Raw genomic sequence first — 17,709 nt, forward strand, 5'->3', positions numbered from 1 at the left:
TTACGATTCGACACGTGTTACTGATTCGATCAGGCATGAGTGAAGAAGAGGTTGGAATGGTAGCTGTTGAAAGGGACATACTACTCCTTGACAGCTATTTTCTACCTTTTTTTAACTCATGCCTTTTTGCATTTGCCGAAAGTAAAAATAAAAAAGAAAGGGAGGAAGAATCCAAATGTTTAAAAAGATTTTTGGTGTTCTTCAAAAAGTCGGAAAAGCATTAATGCTTCCAGTTGCTATCCTTCCGGCGGCAGGTATTTTACTTGGATTTGGTAATGCATTTCAAAATCCACAGTTAACAAATCTAATCCCTGCTTTAAAAGCAGACTGGTTTGTTCTAGTTGCAAAAATTATGGAACAATCTGGTGATATTATTTTCGCAAACCTTGCATTATTATTCGCAGTAGGGGTTGCCATCGGGTTAGCGGGTGGAGACGGAGTAGCCGGGTTAGCAGCCTTCGTTGGATACTTAATTATGAACAAAACAATGAGCGTCTTCTTAGGAGTAGACAAGCTGGTTAAAGTAACAAGTGCCGCTGGAGCTCCAGTTAAAGTTGGATTTACAGATCCATCGTATGCTAATGTTCTAGGAATTCCAACACTGCAAACAGGTGTATTTGGCGGTATTATAGTAGGTATACTAGCAGCGTATTGTTATAATAAGTACTTTAATATTGAATTACCACCTTATTTAGGATTCTTTGCAGGTAAACGCTTTGTGCCAATTGCAACAGCAACATTCTCTTTAATTTTAGGGATTGTAATGTGCTTTATTTGGCCAACAATTCAAGGCGGTTTGAATACATTCTCGCATCAAATGATTGATACAAATAAAACATTAGCAGCGTTTATATTCGGTTTAATTGAACGCTCCTTAATTCCGTTTGGACTACATCATATTTTCTATGCACCATTCTGGTTTGAGTTTGGTTCATATACAAATGCAGCAGGTGAAGTTATCCACGGTGACCAAAAGATATTCATGGCACAATTAAAAGACGGTGTAGAATTAACAGCTGGTACATTTACAACAGGTAAATATCCGTTCATGATGTTCGGTCTTCCAGCAGCAGCGTTAGCGATGTATCATGAAGCACGTCCAGAAAATAAAAAAGTAGCAGCTGGTATTTTAGCTTCTGCTGCGTTAACATCTTTCTTAACTGGTATTACAGAACCGATTGAGTTCTCATTCTTATTCGTAGCACCTGTACTATTTGGAATACATGCAGTATTTGCTGGTTTGTCATTTATGACTATGCAACTTTTAAACGTTAAAATCGGGATGACATTCTCTGGTGGTTTAATTGACTTTATTTTATTCGGGGTATTACCAAACCGTACAGCATGGTGGTGGGTAATTATTGTTGGTCTTGTATTAGCAGTAATTTACTACTTCGGATTCCGCTTTGCGATTCGTAAATGGGATTTAAAAACACCAGGTCGTGAGATAGTAGCAGACACTGATGGAGCAGAAAAAGTAGAAGCAGGCGAGCTCCCAGGTGAAATTTTAGTAGCACTTGGTGGAAAAGAAAACATTGCTTCTTTAGATGCTTGTATTACACGTTTACGTGTTCAGGTAAATGATCAAAAGAATGTAAATAAAGATCGTTTAAAAGGGCTTGGAGCAGCAGGTGTTCTTGAGGTTGGTAACAATATTCAAGCGATTTTCGGTCCAAAATCTGATACGTTAAAATCACAAATTCAAGATATTATGGCAGGTCGTGCAGTGCATGTTCCAAAAGAAGCGCCTGCAAAAGTAGAAGAGCCTGTACAAAAAGTAGATGTAAATGAAGTAATTGCTATTCCGATTGAAGGTAAAATTTTACCGATTACAGAAGTACCAGACCAAGTATTTTCTGGGAAAATGATGGGAGATGGCTTTGCAATCGAACCAACGGAAGGTACAGTGTTATCTCCAGTAAATGGTGAAATTGTGAATGTATTCCCAACAAAGCATGCGATCGGTATTCAATCAGAAGGCGGAAAAGAAATTTTAATCCACTTTGGTATTGATACAGTGAAATTGAACGGAGAAGGCTTTGAAGCGCTAGTTTCTCAAGGTGATAAAGTAACGCAAGGCCAGCCTTTATTAAAAGTAGATATAGCATTTGTAAAAGAAAACGCACCTTCAATCATTACGCCAATTGTTTTCACAAACTTACAAGAAGGACAGCAAGTTGAAATCAAAAAGCAAGGTAATGTCAAAAAAGGTGAAACAAACGTTATTGACATTCATTAAAATTTGGACGCAAAATGTTTATAATTATAATAGGCGATGTAGTTGACCGAGCATCGCCTATTATATACAATAGAGTGTGTAGTACTAACGTCTATACAACTTAAAATATACTGTAGTTTAAAGGAGATAGATTATTATGGAAAAAATCTTTAAAGTAACTAGTGACTCAGGAATTCATGCTCGTCCAGCAACTTTACTTGTAAACACAGCAAGCAAATTTGGTGCTGATATTAACTTAGAATATAACGGCAAAACTGTAAACTTAAAATCAATCATGGGTGTTATGTCTTTAGGTATTCAACAAGGCGCAGAAATCAAAATCACTGCAAACGGTGATGATGCAGCTCAAGCAGTAGCAGCTATCGAAGAAACTATGAAAAACGAAGGATTAGGAGAATAATGACTCTTAACATTAAAGGGATCGCCGCGTCAAGTGGTATTGCAATTGCAAAGGCGTTCCGTCTAGAAAATCCTGAATTTAACATTGAAAAGAAAACGATTACGGATGAAGCTGCGGAAATCGCACGCTTAGAAGCTGCGCTTGAGAAATCAAAGTCTGAATTAGAAGCAATTAAAAATCATGCTTTTGCTGAGCTTGGTGCTGATAAAGCAGCTATCTTTGAAGCACATTTACTAGTATTAAATGATCCAGAACTAGTAAACCCAGTAAAAGATAAAGTGAAAAACGAAAAAGTAAACGCTGAATTTGCGATGGATGAAGTTGCATCAATGTTCATTACTATGTTTGAAAGCATGGACAATGAATACATGAAAGAACGTGCAGCGGATATTCGTGACGTGACAAAGCGTGTTATTGCACACTTACTTGGAATTAACTTCTCAAATCCAAGTACAATCTCTGAAGAAGTAATCATCATTGCAGAAGATTTAACACCGTCTGATACAGCGCAGTTAAATCGTAAATATGCAAAAGGTTTCACAACTGATATTGGCGGACGTACATCTCACTCTGCAATTATGGCTCGTTCAATGGAAATCCCAGCTGTTGTTGGTACAAAAGTTGTTATGGAACAAATCCAAAACGGTGATATCGTAATCATCGACGGTTTAGATGGAGAAGTAATTGTAAACCCATCTGAAGAGACTCTTCGTGTTTATGAAGAAAAGAAAGCACAATTTGAAGAGCAAAAAGCAGAATGGGCAAAATTAAAGAATGAAGCGACAGTTACAGCAGATGGACATCATGTTGAGCTTGTGGCAAACATTGGTACACCAAAAGATGTAAAAGGTATTATTGACAACGGTGGAGAAGGCGTTGGTCTATATCGTACAGAATTCTTGTATATGGGCCGTGACAACCTTCCAACAGAAGAAGAGCAATTTGAAGCATACAAAGCTGTTCTTGAAGGTGTAGGAGAAGGTCAGCCGGTTGTTGTTCGTACACTTGACATTGGTGGCGATAAAGAGCTTCCATACTTACATTTACCAAAAGAAATGAACCCGTTCTTAGGCTACCGTGCAATTCGCTTATGCTTAGAAGAACAAGATATCTTCCGTACACAACTTCGTGCATTACTTCGTGCGAGTGTATACGGTAATTTAAAAATTATGTTCCCGATGATTGCAACTCTTGATGAATTCCGTCAAGCAAAAGCAATTTTATTAGAAGAAAAAGAAAAACTTGTGCAAGCTGGTACAGTTGTGTCTGATAGCATTGAAGTTGGTATGATGGTAGAAATCCCAGCTTCTGCGGTGTTAGCTGATCAGTTTGCAAAAGAAGTAGATTTCTTCTCTATCGGAACAAATGATTTAATTCAATACACAATGGCAGCGGATCGTATGAATGAACGCGTATCTTACCTATACCAACCATATAACCCAGCAATTTTACGTCTTGTAAAAATGGTTATTGATGCAGCTCATAAAGAAGGAAAATGGGCTGGTATGTGCGGTGAAATGGCAGGAGATGCTCTAGCAATTCCGCTATTAGTTGGATTAGGATTAGATGAATTTAGTATGAGTGCAACATCTATTCTTCCAGCGAGAACACAAATTCGCAAGCTTTCAAAAGCACAAATGGAAGAATTAGCACAAAAAGCTTTAAACATGTCAACTGCTGAAGAAGTAGTAGAACTTGTAAAAAGCATTTAATGAAAAAACCTGAGCCGAGTGAAATCGGTCTCAGGTTTTTTTATAACGTAAAAAATTTTGTAGGTAGATATTTTTTCTCGCAAGTAACAAAATAAATAAAACCAGGAAAGCAATAGCTTTCCTGGAAGGTAATGACTTCTATTAGAAAACGATAGCTACAACATCTTCTGGGCAAACACGTAGTAAACCTCCACCAGGTATACTGCCTCCTGAGAAAAGTGCTACGCCATTTGAGAAGCCTTCAAATACAACGTTAGTAAAAGTACCGTTATCTCTAACTGTTAATAGAGTAATTCTAGTACCGACTGCAAGATTTCTAAGAACGTTGCAAAAACGATTTCTATGACCAGTACGTACACCGCTACGGCAGTCGCTACGGACACGGCGGTCGCTGCGGACACGGCGGTCACTACGGAAACCGCTACGGCAGCCATCAAATCCAAAACATCCTCCGAACATAATTCTCACCCCCTTCACATTAATAAGATATGCTCTAGGTACATGCTTTGTTTGGACACAGTGGAAAATTTTTTTAAGATTTTTTCCTATTTTGTAGGAAAAGAATAAATGTTTTAGGTAGACTGTTCCGATTCTCCTTATAACATATGATGAGAGGGAAATGAGAGTTTGGACAAAAGCTGATATGGATATAAAAAAGACTGCCCCTTTTTAAAGGCAGTCTTTATATTTTTTTGCTTTTATATAAAACAATGATATATACAGGAAGTGCTAACAGTAATGGTGCAAAGGAGCGAGAGGCATATTGACCAATTTCTGATTGAAGCGCTGTTTCTTTTGAAAACTGTAGCATCGCAATATTTGTCATATCTCCAACGAAGTACAGAAGCAGTACTGTGACTAGATAGCACAATATCGCGATAAAGCTTCCATATAAATTCAATGAAAATCCCTCACTTGTTATCAATTTGTTACTATTGTATCATAATTGTAACAAAAAAGCATCTTTAGAGTACAGTCTGCTATTCCTAGGTAGTAATCCCCTCTTAATATTTAGAGAGAAGTGAAGAAGATAGATGGAGAATAACTGCTGTCACGTGCCTGATTGGTGAGAGCTTTCCATTAATGAGGAATGAAAAAAAACCTCCACTAATGGAGGTTTCATTTTATTTTGCCCATTCTGTTACTTGTTCTACGCTCATGCGTGGCGCTGGGTGCCCCTCTAATGTAGATTCACCAATTGTAATTAACATAATTGGAAGGTAACGAGAAGACACGTTAAACTCTTCCATTAATGCTTGCGGGTTAAAACCTCCAATTGCACATGTGTCCCAACCAGTTGCTTTTGCTGCAAGCATAAGTTGCATTGCTGCTAAAGATGCATTAGAGAATGCAGCATCACGTGGGTATTGTTCACGTTGATATGCACCTTCAATGTTTTGTGCCAAACGATTTTTTGCTTCTTCTTGCATAAGTCCTTGTTCTACAAGTGGACTGTATACAGCATCAACATTTTTATATGCTTCTAAGTCACCTAATATAGCGACAACTGCAGATGCATCAAGAATTTGTTGTTGGTTATATGCAATTGGATGTAAGCGACGTTGTACATCTTCTCCTTGGAATACAAGGAATTTCCAGTGTTGTAAATTCCATGCTGATGGTGCTTGACCAGCCGCCTTTAAAATATCAAATAGTTCCTCTTTTGAAATTTTTTTTTCAGGATTGAAAGCACGATTAGATGTACGGTCGTATAAAACAGTAAAGAAATCTTGCTGTGTCATTATAATTCCTCCAAGCTTTGTTTCTATTTGTAAATGAATTAAATATAAAAATGTTCTTAACTTACATTTTGTAAGTTCATACTGTAAAAGGATATAATATATGTAGTTCTATTGTCAAGTGTTTAAAAAAAGATATGAATAACAGAAGATATTCGCACAGACGTCTCACTTATTGTTGTCATACAATAAAAAGATGATACAGGGCTTCAAAAGTTTATATAACGTGAAACTGCCATGTGATGGTTTGTGGAACAAATCAAGTTCTTATAAGTGACGAACTCTATAAGGGCATCCTTAAGCTTGTAAGAATGGGATAAATGAAGTGAGTGAAAGCCTAGTGGTGAACATTCTGCATTTTTTATTAGAACATACAGTTTTTCAAAATGTATTACAGGATCTCGATATGAATGTATTGTATATTGAAGAAGGTCATAATCAAGAACATACAGTTGCAACGTTAAAGCCAAAGTGCTTGTTTTTAGCACATAGTTTTAAGGAAGGGAAAATATTGTTTGAAAAAGTTCAACCACAAATCGTAATTATATATATTTCTCACTCCTCTCAAATCGAATTTGTAAAAGAATTATTTACTTCAGATATTTCTTTTATCATTATATGGAGTGAACAAGTTACAGCTCAAATTGTTGACCTTATTAAACTTGGAGTACGAAACATTGTGTTACCTCCAATTACGCCTCAATCTATACTTGCTGAAGTGCAAAAGAGTGTGTATGAGTTGTCCTTATTAAAACAAGTTATATTGCAACAAGAGCTACTTCAAATGATGTTTGATTTTCAAAATGATTTGTTATTTATTCTAGAAGATGATGAAATTATAGATTGCAATACAAATTTTTTACGTTTTTTCGGATATGAAAATCTTATGTCATATCATGAGCATCACATGACTTTTGCTGAACATTTTGTAGAGGAGAATGGGTATTATATTGCAGAAAATGATATGATGTGGATTGACGATTGCTTAGCACAATCAAGAAAAATAAAAATGTATAACGACGCTGAAGAAGCAACTGTGTTCTTGTTACGTATTGCTCCTTTGCCAGATGATCTATCGAGATTCATCGTTACGTGTACAGATATCACAGAATTAGAAGAAGAATATAAAGAGCAAGAGCGCTTAGCAACCATTGATTCCTTAACAAACATTTATAATCGGTTGAAGTTTCAAAGACTATTTTCAGAAGGTTGGGAAACTGCTGCTCGGATGAGACAATCATTTGCTCTTATTCTATTTGATCTTGATGATTTCAAAAAAGTAAATGACACATATGGTCATGATTTTGGAGATTTAGCACTAGTACAACTAGCGGAACTTGTGACAGCAAAATTACAGCCGCATCATGTTTTTGCTAGGTGGGGCGGAGAAGAATTTATTCTTTTTTTGGCTCATACAACAGAAAAAGAAGCATTTCAAATTGCAGAATCGCTTCGTTTTTTTATCGAAACAAAAAATTTTTCTGGAATTTCAAAGATTACAGCGAGCTTTGGTGTTGCTGCATACGAAAATGGAATTACGAAAGAAATATTGATGCATCGAGCAGATGTTGCATTATATGAAGCGAAGAACAAAGGAAAAAATCAAGTGTGCTTATATAGAAAAGAAAAAATGTAACATTTTTTCGCAACAAATTGTTGCGATTTTTTTTTATTGTCGGATAATGGGGAAGGGGGAATAATTATTTAGGATGCGATGGAGGATTTTTAGAAATGAAGACGTTATGGAGTACAATTATTTTTTTACTTTCTCTTTTATTAGTTGGAAGCTATTTCTTTTTTAAAGTACCTGCTAAAAAAGAAGCGAAGTCAATAAAAACAATATCCTCTACTGATACAATAAAAGAAAAAGAAAAAGAAAAAGAAAAAGAAAAAGAAAAAGAAAAAGAAAAAGAAATTGATTATACTGCTGTTGCACAAAAACTAGAACAATACTTAAAAGACAAACAATTTAATGGCTCAGTTCTCGTTTCGTATCAAGGCCGCACAATATTAAATAAAGGGTATGGTTATGCGGATGTACAAAAACAAATTGAAAATACACCGCAAACAAAATATCGAATTGGTTCTATTACGAAAACGACAGTTGCGGTATCAATTCTACAGCTGCAAGAACAAGGGAAGTTAAATATACAGGATAACGTGAATACATACATCCCGTCTTTTCCTGCTAATAAAAATATTACATTATATCATTTATTAACACACACATCAGGACTCCCTGAACATGGGAAAGGGAAAGTTAATGCATCATCCCGTCTTAGCTTAATGACCTGGCTTGGACGACAGCCAACTGCTTTTCAGCCTGGAAGTGGCTGGTTATATTCGGATTATAATTATATGGTGCTAGCTTATATTGTAGAAAAACTCTCGGGTCAATCCTTAGCACAATATGTTACAAATCATATCTTTATTCCCGCAGGAATGACAGAGTCGGGTATGGGAGAGACACCAACAGGAGATGCGAATTTTTCAAAAGGCTATAAAAAGAAAGAGAATGAGCTTGTACTAGCGCCTAAATTAGCGATGAATTGGTTATATGGATGCGGAGAGATGTATACAACGGTGAATGATATGAAAAAACTAGATGAAGCAATTATGACAGGTAAGCTTATTTCTGCTGAAAGTTTGAAATTAATGTTAACACCATCCTCAGAAAAAAAATATGCATTTAGTTTATATATATATCCAGATTATTATCATAATCATGGTGTGCTTCCGGGATGGAATACATTTAACAATCTTAATTGGGATAAACAATTATTTGTCATTGCGTTTTCAAATGTGCAAAATGGAATTGATGATGGATTTAATAATGAGTTTCGTAAACTTGTGAGTGATTTATTAGAGAAAAGGGGATGAGAAGATGAAGCAAATATTGCCACCGGCTTCTATTGGTTTTGTTGGTACAGGTGTTATGGGAAAAAGTATGGTGCGTCATTTATTAAAAGCTGGTTATATTGTTTATGTATATAATCGTACAAAAGAAAAAACAGCAGCTTTGATTGAAGAAGGTGCGAATTGGTGTGATTCTCCTATGGAAATTGCAAAAAAAGTAGATGCTGTAATGACTATGGTTGGTTATCCACATGATGTGGAAGAAGTATACTTTGGTGCAGAGGGGATTCTTACTCATGCCAAGCGAGGGACGATTACGATTGACTTTACAACATCAACACCGACTCTTGCAAAACGTATTTATGAAGAAGGGAAGAGCAAGGGAATTCATGTGTTAGATGCCCCGGTATCGGGAGGAGATATCGGAGCAAAAGAAGGGCGCCTTGCGATTATGATCGGTGGGGATGAAGAAGTATATGAAGCATGCTTGCCGTTATTTGAACTATTAGGTACAAACATTATGTTGCAAGGAAATGCAGGTAGTGGCCAACATACAAAAATGTGCAATCAAATTGCGATTGCATCTAATATGCTTGGTGTATGTGAAGCGCTTGCTTATGCTAAAAAGGCAGGTTTACATCCAGAAAAAGTGTTACAAAGCATTTCTACTGGTGCAGCAGGTAGCTGGTCATTAAGTAATTTAGCACCTCGTATGTTACAAGGTAACTTTGAACCAGGGTTTTATGTGAAACATTTTATTAAGGATATGAAAATTGCGTTAGCAGAAGCAGAACAGCTAGGATTATCTGCACCGGGCTTAGCTCTTGCACGAGAATTATATGAACAATTGATGCAAGACGGTGAAGAAAATAGTGGAACACAGGCATTATATAAACAATACATAAAGGAGTGAATGTATGGGTTTAGAAAAATTTGATAATATCATTGATACGGTACAGCGCACAAAAACGATTAATATTCATGATAAGCAACTGGCTGCGTTTAAAAAGAAATATAATTTTGAACCCGTATTTGAATATGGTAGAGATGAAACAGGTCGTTATGTCATTCGAACAACGAAAGAAATGCTAGAAGAGATGGAATTTTATTTAGCGTTAAAGTACGAACGTGATCTCATTGATTTATATATGGAAGCAGAAGTAGACGGGAAATTTTACGTTTCAGTCAGTTATGGAGAGGATGCACTTCATTTACAGGAACTATTTCAATTTTTAGAAGAAAATAAATAAAAAAGTCCTCATATGAGGACTTTTTTATTTAGGAAAGGCCTGATGCCCGGCGTGCTTTTTCAATTGGAAAGGGAATGACTTCAGCCATTCTAGTTCGAGTAAATCGCTTTGTGCGAGAATGACGTAGTATATATAGTGCGAACAGTATACTAACAGGAATTGCACCATATAAACCGAAAAATAAAGCGCTTACAGAAGATGCAACAAAACCAATCATGCCAACTTCTAATTCCTCCATAGTAGCTCCCACAACAGCAGGTATAAACCCGCAAACGACACCGAAAAGAATGGCTAAAATTAACTCCATGTATTCCCTTCCTCCTTTTTACAATTCCACTTGTTTTTTCTATTATTTGTATTATAACACATTTTAAACAGAATATTCAGAAAAAATTCACAAAATGTTCATAAAATTGTAAAAAATTATTCAACAAAAAATGCAGGTTTATCTCCTGAATAGAGATAAACCTGACCATAGGAGGATGTATATATGTAGAGTGAATAAAAGGAAGAAAAAGGGGAATCCATTCCTTTTATTCAACGTACTACCTTAGTAAATAGGAACCCAACCTTCAGTTGTCACAAAAATACGAATTGCGACAACTTGACGATCATTTTGAAGCGTAAAGTAATGTCTCGTGTTTTCAGGAACCGAAATTAAATCGCCTGGTTCAAGTTCAACATCAAAGAAACGACCGTCTTTTCCTTGAATAGCAAAAATGCCATGCCCGCTAACAATAAAGCGAACCTCATCATCAATATGATGGTGCTCTTGTTTAAAGTTTACTAACAATTCATCTAGATTCGGTGTTGCATGAGAAAGTGAGATAACATCGCTTGTTTGATAGCCGCGTCGTCTAGAAACATCAGCAACTTCTTCCGCGAACACAGCTAAAATTTCTTTCTTACTTTCATCAGTTAATGCATAGTTTTCTTGTAAATGAGCAGGAAGTTTTGTGATATCCCATTTCTCATACAAAACACCTTCAGTTTGTAAAAACTGTTGTACTTCTATTTCTTTTTCAATACGAGTATTAACTTCATGAATACGAATTTGCGCCATTTTGAACGCCTCCTTTAATTGATAACAGTTTAATATGAAATTGGAATAAAAACTCGTATGCTTCTAATCTCTTTTTTGTATCAAAGCTATCTTTTCCCCATACTGTAATACCGTGATTGCGAATTAAAACAGCTCCTGCATCTTCGTAAATATGATTGCGAAAGCTCTCACCTAACGTTGGAATATGAGCGTAATTTTCAATAATCGGAATTCGAATGGAGGCGCCTTCTTCCCAAATATTGAGTGCTTTAATAATTTCTTGATTACAAAGCACAACTTCTTTGTCGTATACGTTTGTAATTACATTATTATCGGTTGTATGGACGTGTAAGACGCATGCAGCGTTTGTATGATTATAAATGTGAGTATGCAACAATGTTTCTGCAGAAGGGCGTAAATCTGTTTCTAAAACAGGGTTTCCATTTTGATCGACTAACAGAAAATCGTCGGGTGTTGTTTTTGTTTTATCTCTTCCGCTTGCTGTAATGAGAAAGGTAAGGGGATTGTCACTCACTTTTATTGAGATATTTCCACTTGTTGCTGGAAACCAATTCCGATCAGTTAATTCTTTTTTTAGTTCACTCAGTTCTTGCCATTGACGAAATAGTTGTTTCACTTTATCACCTCCAACAATTGCTTCACTTCGCTTTGTATATCGTGAAATGTTTCAAACGGTGTATAAGTAATGTGATGTTCTTTACATTTTGTAATAAGAAAGTCACGAGCAAACACTTTATCAGCAAGTTTTGCGGCTTGTAAATCTGTAATAGAATCACCAATTACAATTTTAAAATTACTCTGTGAACTTAAATTGCGAATAAGCGTTGATTTACAAAGACCACATTCATTTTCACAATGTTCATCACACAGATGTGGCCAATTTACTTGAATTGTTTCATTAGAAAAATCAGTTGTATTACAGTAAATTTGCTCAAAATCAACAAGTCCTTCGAGAAGAGGATAAACAAAAAAGTCCATTCCTCCTGATATGATATAAAGTGGTATATTATTCCCTCGTAAAAACTGTACAAATTCTATAAAACCAGTACGAATAACTGCGGTTTCTTTAATGAAAGCTATAATCTGATTTTGTAGACTTGTAGGTAATAGAGAAAAAAGTTTTCCAACACCTTCTTGAATAGAAAGTTCTTGTGATAAAATTTTTTGTTTAATTGTTTCCGCTTCTGGCGGTGCAAACTTTTCCATAATGGCAACAATATTATCGTTATTTGTAATTGTGCCATCGAAATCGCAAAAAATTTGAATACTCATGCCTTCACCTCTCCAGAAGGATTGCCCCATAAACGCAAGGCGGCTTGTAAATTAGGATCATTAACCTCATGAAGAGGCGTGTTTGTTAGCGTTGCATCGATGGCAGATCGAAACGCTTTTCCGCCTCCCTGTGCGCCAGAAGGGTGTCCGTGAATACCGCCACCAGCATTAATAACACATTGTCCACCAAAATCACGGATAAGAAGAGGAACAAGTCCTGGATGAATCCCAGCAGATGGAACTGGAAAGCTGCGTTTAAATGGTTCATTTTCATCTGTAAGCGCTTTTGATAAATAAAGTGCCTCTTCTTTTTTTAAAGCGACAGTTCCATAAGGTGATGGAAATAGTGAGAAATCTGCACCTGCATAGCGAAGTAACTTGCCAAGTAACAAGGATGAGGAAAATCCGTATAATTCAGATGCTATGTAAGTACCGCTTACTGCTGGATGTGCCATGATTGGGGTAGAAATATCATCGTCTTCAGCTAATGCTTGTAAAACATCAAGTCCATAAGCAAATACATTGAAGAGTAATATATCAGCCCCAGCTGTAACTGCTTGTTTTGCTTTTTCTTTTAAATCATAAGTACGTCCAGATAAATTAACAGCATATAACGTCTTATGACCATATGTTTCGTATACAGATTGTAATACTTCTTTTCCAGCTCGAATACGTTCTGACAGTGGTGTTAACGGATTATCAAATAAAATTTCATCATCTTTTACAATGTCTACACCGCCGCTTGCTTGATCGCGAAGCTGTGTTTTTAAATAACCGATATTACGGCCAATCATCCCTTTGAAAATACTCATAAGAAGTGGGCGGTCGTGGACATTTAAATTGTTTCGTATTCCATCGATACCGAATTTAGGACCTGAGAAGCGTTCTTTTAGATCATCAGAAAATGTCAAATCAATTAATTTAATTTCTCCATCCAGTGATAATTTTCCGAAAACAGTTGTAAAAATCGCTGGTAAGTCATTGCTAAAATTAGCAGATGGATAATGAATTTTAATAAGACCGCGTTTTACTTTTTTATCAAGGTATATATTTATTTTTTCATCGTCTTCTAATTCTTCTACACTAATGACTGAACCTTTATGCTGTTTTAATTGTTCTTGTAGTAAGTGTGGTAAGTGTGTCCATGAACCAACTGTTAAGCCGAGGGCGATTTGCTCTGCCTTTTGAATTAAATTTTGAGAATCATCATGAATTAAATATGTCGCTGTTATTCCGCTCATTTTCATAACCTCCTAGTTGAATAAAAAAAACCTCTCAGCTAAGGAGAGGTTTTTTTACAACCAGCTCCTTATCTGTCAGCTTAATGCTGCGAGAATTAGCACCGTGCCTACAAAATGTAGATCGGTTGCCGGGTTTCATCGGGCTCGTCCCTCCACCTGCTCTTGATAAGAAGTATTCGGAAATGTTTTAATATTTTTGATAACTGAATTCTGACAGAGAATTTTTATGTTGTCAATGTTTTTTTGAAAATTTTTAATTGATCAATTCTATGAACTGCTTCCTGAAGGCGTTCCTCTGTATGTAATAAGCCGACGCGAATATAGCCTTCACCGTTTTCACCAAAGCCGATGCCTGGAGCGACCGCGACGTGTGCTTGCTGTAATAATACATCAGCAAATTGTTCTGAAGTATATCCATCTGGAACGGGAAGCCACGCGAAAAAAGATCCTTGTGGTGCAGCAACATTCCAGCCGATAGAACGGCATGCTGTAATGAAAGCATTTCTTCGAGATTCATAGCGTTCTACTAGTTCATCTACACAAGTTTGCGAACTTAATAACGCATTGCAAGCAGCTTCTTGTACGGCACCAAAGATACTGACGTACATATGATCTTGTAATACGTTTATTGTTTCAATAACACTTGCATTCCCAACGGCAAATGCAATGCGCCATCCCGCCATATTATATGTTTTTGATAACGTATAAATTTCAATGCCAACATCTTTTGCTCCATCAACTTGTAAGAAACTAATTGGCTTTTTAGCATCAAAACCAATGGCACCATACGCGAAATCATGACAAACTAAAATGTCATGTTTGTTTGCAAATGATATAGTTTCCTTAAAGAATTCTGTTGTTGCAATGGCTCCTGTTGGATTGTTCGGATAGTTTAAAAACATTAATTTTGCTTGTTCAGCAGTTTGTTTATCAATCTTTGTATAATCAGGTAAAAATCGATTTTCTGCTAATAATGGCATTGTTGAAAACTTTGTTTTCGCTAAGGCAACACCTGATAAATAATCTGGATAACCAGGATCAGGAACGAGAATTGTATCGCCTGGATTTGTAAAACAAAGCGGTAGTTCAACTAACCCGGCTTTTCCGCCAAATAAAACAGCTACTTCGGTTTTTGGATTTAACTGTACACCGTATTCACGCTCATAGAACGTAGCGACAGCTTCTTTTAAGCTTTCGTGTCCGCGAAATGGCGGATATTTATGATGAATGGGTTGTTCTGCTGCACGCTGTAGTGCTGTTATGATATGCGTTGGCGTTGGCTGATCTGGATTTCCTTGTCCTAAGTTAATAACATCATGACCAGCTTGCACGGCTTTGTTGACTTTTGCGACAAGCGTAGCAAAAAATTGTGTTGGTAATGATGTTAGTATCTCAGAAGGTTGAAAATGTTTCATACTTTCCACCTCTTTTTGAAAATTGTTGCAATTATAGTGACAAATGATATAATCTTTCCAACTTTTTGTAAAGGAAAAAATAAAAGGGAGTAGGGAGAAATCAATGAAAATTGCTTGTATTCAAATGGATATCACTTTTGGTCATGTAGAGAAAAATATAGAGCACGCTGAGAAAAAAATAAACGAAGCAATGAAAGAAATGCCAGATGTTATTGTATTACCAGAGCTATGGACGACAGGTTATGACTTGGGTCGACTTGCTGAGATTGCTGATCCAGATGGGAAATACACGAAACAACTATTATCGAAGTGGAGTAAGCAAAATAGTGTAAATATTGTTGGAGGATCGATTGCTAAGCAAACAGAGAAAGGTGTTACAAATACAATGTATATTAGTAATCGAAGCGGGAAAATCGTGGCTGAATATAGTAAAGTCCACCTGTTTCAACTGATGGATGAGCATAAATATTTAATTGCTGGAAATGAAACTGGGCATTTTCTATTAGAGGATATGCCGTGCGCAGGAACAATTTGCTATGATATTCGTTTTCCAGAATGGATACGCATTCATACTGCACACGGGGCAACAGTATTATTTGTTGTAGCAGAGTGGCCACTTGTTCGCTTAGCACATTGGCGGTTATTACTTCAAGCAAGGGCGATTGAAAATCAATGTTATATTGTGGCGTGTAATCGAGCTGGACGTGATCCAAATAATATATTTGCAGGCCATTCCCTTATTATTGATCCTTGGGGAGAAATCATGACTGAGGCAGATGAAACAGAAATGATTTTGCATGGAACATTAGATGTAAAGAAGATTTCTGAAGTGCGTAAAGGGATTCCTGTTTTTTTTGATCGTCGCCCAGAATTGTACAGATGAAAAAGTATTGACAAACAATTTTTATTCTTGGTATAGTCAACAACAGAAACTGAAAAATTCAGACAACTATATATACTCTTATCAAGAGCAGGTGGAGGGATTTGGCCCGATGAAGCCCAGCAACCGACCGTAATACCATTGTGAAATGGGGCGCATAATTTGCGCCTAGTAAGGCACGGTGCTAATTCCAACAGAAAGATTGACTTTCTGATAGATAAGAGGGGAGAAGTGAATCTTCAAACCTCTTTCGTCATTGAAAGGGGTTTTTCTTATGATGAAAAACCCCAATATAGTAAGGGGGAATTAGAGTGGAATATAAAAAATTAACAGAAGAAACAGCCGTTACATATGCGAAAGAAAATGATTATTTTTCAGAAAAGGCAGTAGTTACTTGTGAAGAAATTGGTGATGGAAATTTAAATTATGTGTTTCGGTTACATGATGGGAAGAAGGGATTGATTCTTAAGCAAGCTCTTCCATATGCAAAGGTAGTAGGAGAAAGTTGGCCGCTATCTTTACGCCGTGCAACCATTGAAAGTCATGCATTGCAAATCTTTGCAAGGTATGTACCAGAATATGTACCGAAAGTATATGGGCACGATGAAATATTAGCGATTAGTGCTATAGAAGATTTATCAGCATTAATGATAACGAGAAAAGGATTGATAAACGGGGAAGATTATCCGTTATTATCCAAACATATCGGGCGTTTTTTAGCCCATGTTCTTTTTTACACATCCAATTTCGGACTACAAGCAGAAGAAAAAAGAGTGCTAGAAAGTCAGTTTGTAAACTCTGATTTATGTAAGATTACAGAGGATCTTGTATTTACTGATCCATTTGCAAATTATGAAACAAATGAGTATGAAGAAGAATTACAGGATGTTGTTGACGAACTTTGGTGTGATAAAAATTTGAAGCTACAAGTAGCGCAGTGTAAGTATAAATTTTTGACGCGAAAAGAATCATTAATTCACGGTGATTTACATACGGGAAGTATATTTTCATCATCTTCAGAAACGAAAGTGATTGATCCAGAATTTGCGACATTTGGTCCGTTAGGATTTGATCTAGGTCAATTTATTGCGAATTTATTATTAAATGCACTATCGCGTGAAGAAAACAAACGCAGTGTATTATTTTATCATATTGAGCAAACATGGAGCGTTTTCGTAGAAACATTTACGAGGTTATGGATGCTTGAAGGCGTAGAACTGTATACGAGAGAAAAGCAATGGCTACCAATTGTACTGAACAATATTTTCACTGATGCAGTTGGATTTGCAGGATGTGAGATCATTCGCCGTACAATTGGTTTAGCACATGTTGCAGATTTAGATGAGATTTCTCAAAAAGAAATACGGTTACAAGCAAAAAGACACGCATTACGGTTAGGAAGAAAATTACTTCTACATAAAACAGAAAATGCAGATGCACGTTTGTTCCATATCTTATTTAATTCTATTGTTTTGGGTAAGGAAGTAAAAGCATGAGTGTAAGTGTGGCAGTACCTCATTCTATTAATTGGAAGGGAGACTCCATCGCTCTTTTGAATCAAACGAAGTTGCCGACTATTGTTGGATATAAGGCATTAACTACAATTGAAGGTGTTTGGAAAAACAAGCTAAAATGATTTAGC

Annotated in this window: 19 protein-coding genes and 2 riboswitches; of the genes, 10 read left to right on the forward strand and 9 right to left on the reverse strand. The window is 36.3% G+C overall.

Going from position 1 to position 17,709, the window contains the following annotated elements; genetic code table 11:
- Nucleotides 1–175: 175 nt before the first annotated feature.
- The 3 genes from ptsG (at nucleotide 176) to ptsP (ending at nucleotide 4,351) form a co-directional block, all read left to right on the forward strand.
- Nucleotides 176–2,239: a glucose-specific PTS transporter subunit IIBC gene (gene ptsG, locus ACFQZ1_RS19015; RefSeq protein ID WP_377883758.1), complete on the forward strand. Its 2,064-nt coding sequence runs from the start codon at nucleotides 176–178 to the stop codon at nucleotides 2,237–2,239.
- A 136-nt stretch (nucleotides 2,240–2,375) separates the two neighbouring features.
- A complete protein-coding gene (ptsH, locus tag ACFQZ1_RS19020; RefSeq protein WP_020059386.1) occupies nucleotides 2,376–2,639 on the forward strand; it encodes a phosphocarrier protein HPr in 264 nt (87 codons plus the stop codon).
- Nucleotides 2,639–4,351 carry a phosphoenolpyruvate--protein phosphotransferase gene (ptsP, locus tag ACFQZ1_RS19025; protein WP_377883759.1) on the forward strand — a complete coding sequence of 571 codons (1,713 nt, stop codon included), beginning with the start codon at nucleotides 2,639–2,641 and terminating at the stop codon, nucleotides 4,349–4,351. The genes ptsH and ptsP overlap by 1 nt, the downstream gene beginning before the upstream one ends.
- Nucleotides 4,352–4,492: 141 nt before the next feature.
- Here ptsP and ACFQZ1_RS19030 read toward each other — a convergent pair whose 3' ends face one another.
- The 3 genes from ACFQZ1_RS19030 to ACFQZ1_RS19040 form a co-directional block, all read right to left on the reverse strand.
- Nucleotides 4,493–4,810 carry a DUF3915 family protein gene (locus ACFQZ1_RS19030; protein ID WP_377883760.1) on the reverse strand — a complete coding sequence of 106 codons (318 nt, stop codon included), beginning with the start codon at nucleotides 4,808–4,810 and terminating at the stop codon, nucleotides 4,493–4,495.
- Between the two features lie 223 nt (nucleotides 4,811–5,033).
- On the reverse strand, nucleotides 5,034–5,252 hold the full coding sequence (locus tag ACFQZ1_RS19035) for a hypothetical protein (protein WP_098310509.1): 219 nt from the start codon (nucleotides 5,250–5,252) through the stop codon (nucleotides 5,034–5,036).
- A gap of 223 nt (nucleotides 5,253–5,475) precedes the next feature.
- Complete coding sequence (locus tag ACFQZ1_RS19040; RefSeq protein WP_377883761.1) at nucleotides 5,476–6,093, reverse strand: nitroreductase family protein; 618 nt, start codon at nucleotides 6,091–6,093, stop codon at nucleotides 5,476–5,478.
- A 340-nt stretch (nucleotides 6,094–6,433) separates the two neighbouring features.
- On the opposite strand from ACFQZ1_RS19040, the gene ACFQZ1_RS19045 reads away from it, so the two are divergent.
- The 4 genes from ACFQZ1_RS19045 to ACFQZ1_RS19060 all read left to right on the forward strand — a co-directional run bounded on the left by ACFQZ1_RS19045 (nucleotide 6,434) and on the right by ACFQZ1_RS19060 (nucleotide 10,196).
- The gene (locus ACFQZ1_RS19045; protein WP_377884150.1) at nucleotides 6,434–7,726 is read left to right on the forward strand and encodes a GGDEF domain-containing protein; all 1,293 of its coding nucleotides are present in this window, start codon (nucleotides 6,434–6,436) and stop codon (nucleotides 7,724–7,726) included.
- 95 nt (nucleotides 7,727–7,821) lie between these two features.
- Complete coding sequence (locus tag ACFQZ1_RS19050; protein ID WP_377883762.1) at nucleotides 7,822–8,970, forward strand: serine hydrolase domain-containing protein; 1,149 nt, start codon at nucleotides 7,822–7,824, stop codon at nucleotides 8,968–8,970.
- Nucleotides 8,971–8,974: 4 nt separating this feature from the next.
- Nucleotides 8,975–9,859: an NAD(P)-dependent oxidoreductase gene (locus ACFQZ1_RS19055; protein ID WP_377883763.1), complete on the forward strand. Its 885-nt coding sequence runs from the start codon at nucleotides 8,975–8,977 to the stop codon at nucleotides 9,857–9,859.
- A 4-nt stretch (nucleotides 9,860–9,863) separates the two neighbouring features.
- Entirely contained in the window at nucleotides 9,864–10,196 is a 333-nt protein-coding gene (locus tag ACFQZ1_RS19060) for a DUF3909 family protein (protein ID WP_377883764.1), read from the forward strand.
- A gap of 28 nt (nucleotides 10,197–10,224) precedes the next feature.
- Here the strand turns inward: ACFQZ1_RS19060 and ACFQZ1_RS19065 are convergent, their stop codons facing one another.
- The 6 genes from ACFQZ1_RS19065 to ACFQZ1_RS19090 all read right to left on the reverse strand — a co-directional run bounded on the left by ACFQZ1_RS19065 (nucleotide 10,225) and on the right by ACFQZ1_RS19090 (nucleotide 15,187).
- Nucleotides 10,225–10,503, reverse strand: a complete 279-nt coding sequence (locus tag ACFQZ1_RS19065) for a hypothetical protein (protein WP_377883765.1) — start codon at nucleotides 10,501–10,503, stop codon at nucleotides 10,225–10,227.
- Nucleotides 10,504–10,746: 243 nt separating this feature from the next.
- The gene (locus tag ACFQZ1_RS19070) at nucleotides 10,747–11,259 is read right to left on the reverse strand and encodes a 1,2-dihydroxy-3-keto-5-methylthiopentene dioxygenase (RefSeq protein ID WP_377883766.1); all 513 of its coding nucleotides are present in this window, start codon (nucleotides 11,257–11,259) and stop codon (nucleotides 10,747–10,749) included.
- Nucleotides 11,237–11,875: a methylthioribulose 1-phosphate dehydratase gene (locus ACFQZ1_RS19075; RefSeq protein WP_377883767.1), complete on the reverse strand. Its 639-nt coding sequence runs from the start codon at nucleotides 11,873–11,875 to the stop codon at nucleotides 11,237–11,239. The genes ACFQZ1_RS19070 and ACFQZ1_RS19075 overlap by 23 nt, the downstream gene beginning before the upstream one ends.
- Entirely contained in the window at nucleotides 11,872–12,531 is a 660-nt protein-coding gene (locus ACFQZ1_RS19080; RefSeq protein ID WP_377883768.1) for a 2-hydroxy-3-keto-5-methylthiopentenyl-1-phosphate phosphatase, read from the reverse strand. Before ACFQZ1_RS19080 ends, ACFQZ1_RS19075 begins: the two co-directional genes overlap by 4 nt.
- The gene (gene mtnW, locus ACFQZ1_RS19085) at nucleotides 12,528–13,772 is read right to left on the reverse strand and encodes a 2,3-diketo-5-methylthiopentyl-1-phosphate enolase (protein WP_377883770.1); all 1,245 of its coding nucleotides are present in this window, start codon (nucleotides 13,770–13,772) and stop codon (nucleotides 12,528–12,530) included. Before mtnW ends, ACFQZ1_RS19080 begins: the two co-directional genes overlap by 4 nt.
- Before the next feature lie 65 nt (nucleotides 13,773–13,837).
- A riboswitch (SAM riboswitch) is annotated at nucleotides 13,838–13,944 on the reverse strand.
- Nucleotides 13,945–13,996: 52 nt separating this feature from the next.
- A complete protein-coding gene (locus ACFQZ1_RS19090) occupies nucleotides 13,997–15,187 on the reverse strand; it encodes a pyridoxal phosphate-dependent aminotransferase (RefSeq protein WP_377883771.1) in 1,191 nt (396 codons plus the stop codon).
- 103 nt (nucleotides 15,188–15,290) lie between these two features.
- On the opposite strand from ACFQZ1_RS19090, the gene ACFQZ1_RS19095 reads away from it, so the two are divergent.
- From ACFQZ1_RS19095 to ACFQZ1_RS19105, 3 genes are all read left to right on the forward strand, one after another.
- The gene (locus ACFQZ1_RS19095; RefSeq protein ID WP_377883772.1) at nucleotides 15,291–16,070 is read left to right on the forward strand and encodes a carbon-nitrogen family hydrolase; all 780 of its coding nucleotides are present in this window, start codon (nucleotides 15,291–15,293) and stop codon (nucleotides 16,068–16,070) included.
- 75 nt (nucleotides 16,071–16,145) lie between these two features.
- Nucleotides 16,146–16,291, forward strand: a riboswitch (SAM riboswitch).
- A gap of 87 nt (nucleotides 16,292–16,378) precedes the next feature.
- Nucleotides 16,379–17,563, forward strand: coding sequence for an S-methyl-5-thioribose kinase (gene mtnK, locus ACFQZ1_RS19100; protein ID WP_377883773.1), 1,185 nt, complete (start codon nucleotides 16,379–16,381; stop codon nucleotides 17,561–17,563).
- On the forward strand, nucleotides 17,560–17,703 hold the full coding sequence (locus ACFQZ1_RS19105; RefSeq protein ID WP_377883774.1) for a hypothetical protein: 144 nt from the start codon (nucleotides 17,560–17,562) through the stop codon (nucleotides 17,701–17,703). Before mtnK ends, ACFQZ1_RS19105 begins: the two co-directional genes overlap by 4 nt.
- Nucleotides 17,704–17,709: the final 6 nt, after the last annotated feature.

It is taken from the genome of Bacillus sp. CGMCC 1.60114, from assembly GCF_042676365.1.
GTDB lineage: Bacteria > Bacillota > Bacilli > Bacillales > Bacillaceae_G > Bacillus_A > Bacillus_A rhizoplanae_A.

Bases quoted from the DNA above. Each gene is read 5' to 3' on its own strand.
- ptsG (WP_377883758.1), top strand. From the start codon at position 176: ATGTTTAAAAAGATTTTTGGTGTTCTTCAAAAAGTCGGAAAAGCATTA.
- ptsH (WP_020059386.1), top strand. From the start codon at position 2,376: ATGGAAAAAATCTTTAAAGTAACTAGTGACTCAGGAATTCATGCTCGT.
- ptsP (WP_377883759.1), top strand. From the start codon at position 2,639: ATGACTCTTAACATTAAAGGGATCGCCGCGTCAAGTGGTATTGCAATT.
- ACFQZ1_RS19030 (WP_377883760.1), bottom strand. From the start codon at position 4,810: ATGTTCGGAGGATGTTTTGGATTTGATGGCTGCCGTAGCGGTTTCCGT.
- ACFQZ1_RS19040 (WP_377883761.1), bottom strand. From the start codon at position 6,093: ATGACACAGCAAGATTTCTTTACTGTTTTATACGACCGTACATCTAAT.
- ACFQZ1_RS19050 (WP_377883762.1), top strand. From the start codon at position 7,822: ATGAAGACGTTATGGAGTACAATTATTTTTTTACTTTCTCTTTTATTA.
- ACFQZ1_RS19055 (WP_377883763.1), top strand. From the start codon at position 8,975: ATGAAGCAAATATTGCCACCGGCTTCTATTGGTTTTGTTGGTACAGGT.
- ACFQZ1_RS19060 (WP_377883764.1), top strand. From the start codon at position 9,864: ATGGGTTTAGAAAAATTTGATAATATCATTGATACGGTACAGCGCACA.
- ACFQZ1_RS19065 (WP_377883765.1), bottom strand. From the start codon at position 10,503: ATGGAGTTAATTTTAGCCATTCTTTTCGGTGTCGTTTGCGGGTTTATA.
- ACFQZ1_RS19070 (WP_377883766.1), bottom strand. From the start codon at position 11,259: ATGGCGCAAATTCGTATTCATGAAGTTAATACTCGTATTGAAAAAGAA.
- ACFQZ1_RS19080 (WP_377883768.1), bottom strand. From the start codon at position 12,531: ATGAGTATTCAAATTTTTTGCGATTTCGATGGCACAATTACAAATAAC.
- mtnW (WP_377883770.1), bottom strand. From the start codon at position 13,772: ATGAGCGGAATAACAGCGACATATTTAATTCATGATGATTCTCAAAAT.
- ACFQZ1_RS19090 (WP_377883771.1), bottom strand. From the start codon at position 15,187: ATGAAACATTTTCAACCTTCTGAGATACTAACATCATTACCAACACAA.
- ACFQZ1_RS19095 (WP_377883772.1), top strand. From the start codon at position 15,291: ATGAAAATTGCTTGTATTCAAATGGATATCACTTTTGGTCATGTAGAG.
- ACFQZ1_RS19105 (WP_377883774.1), top strand. From the start codon at position 17,560: ATGAGTGTAAGTGTGGCAGTACCTCATTCTATTAATTGGAAGGGAGAC.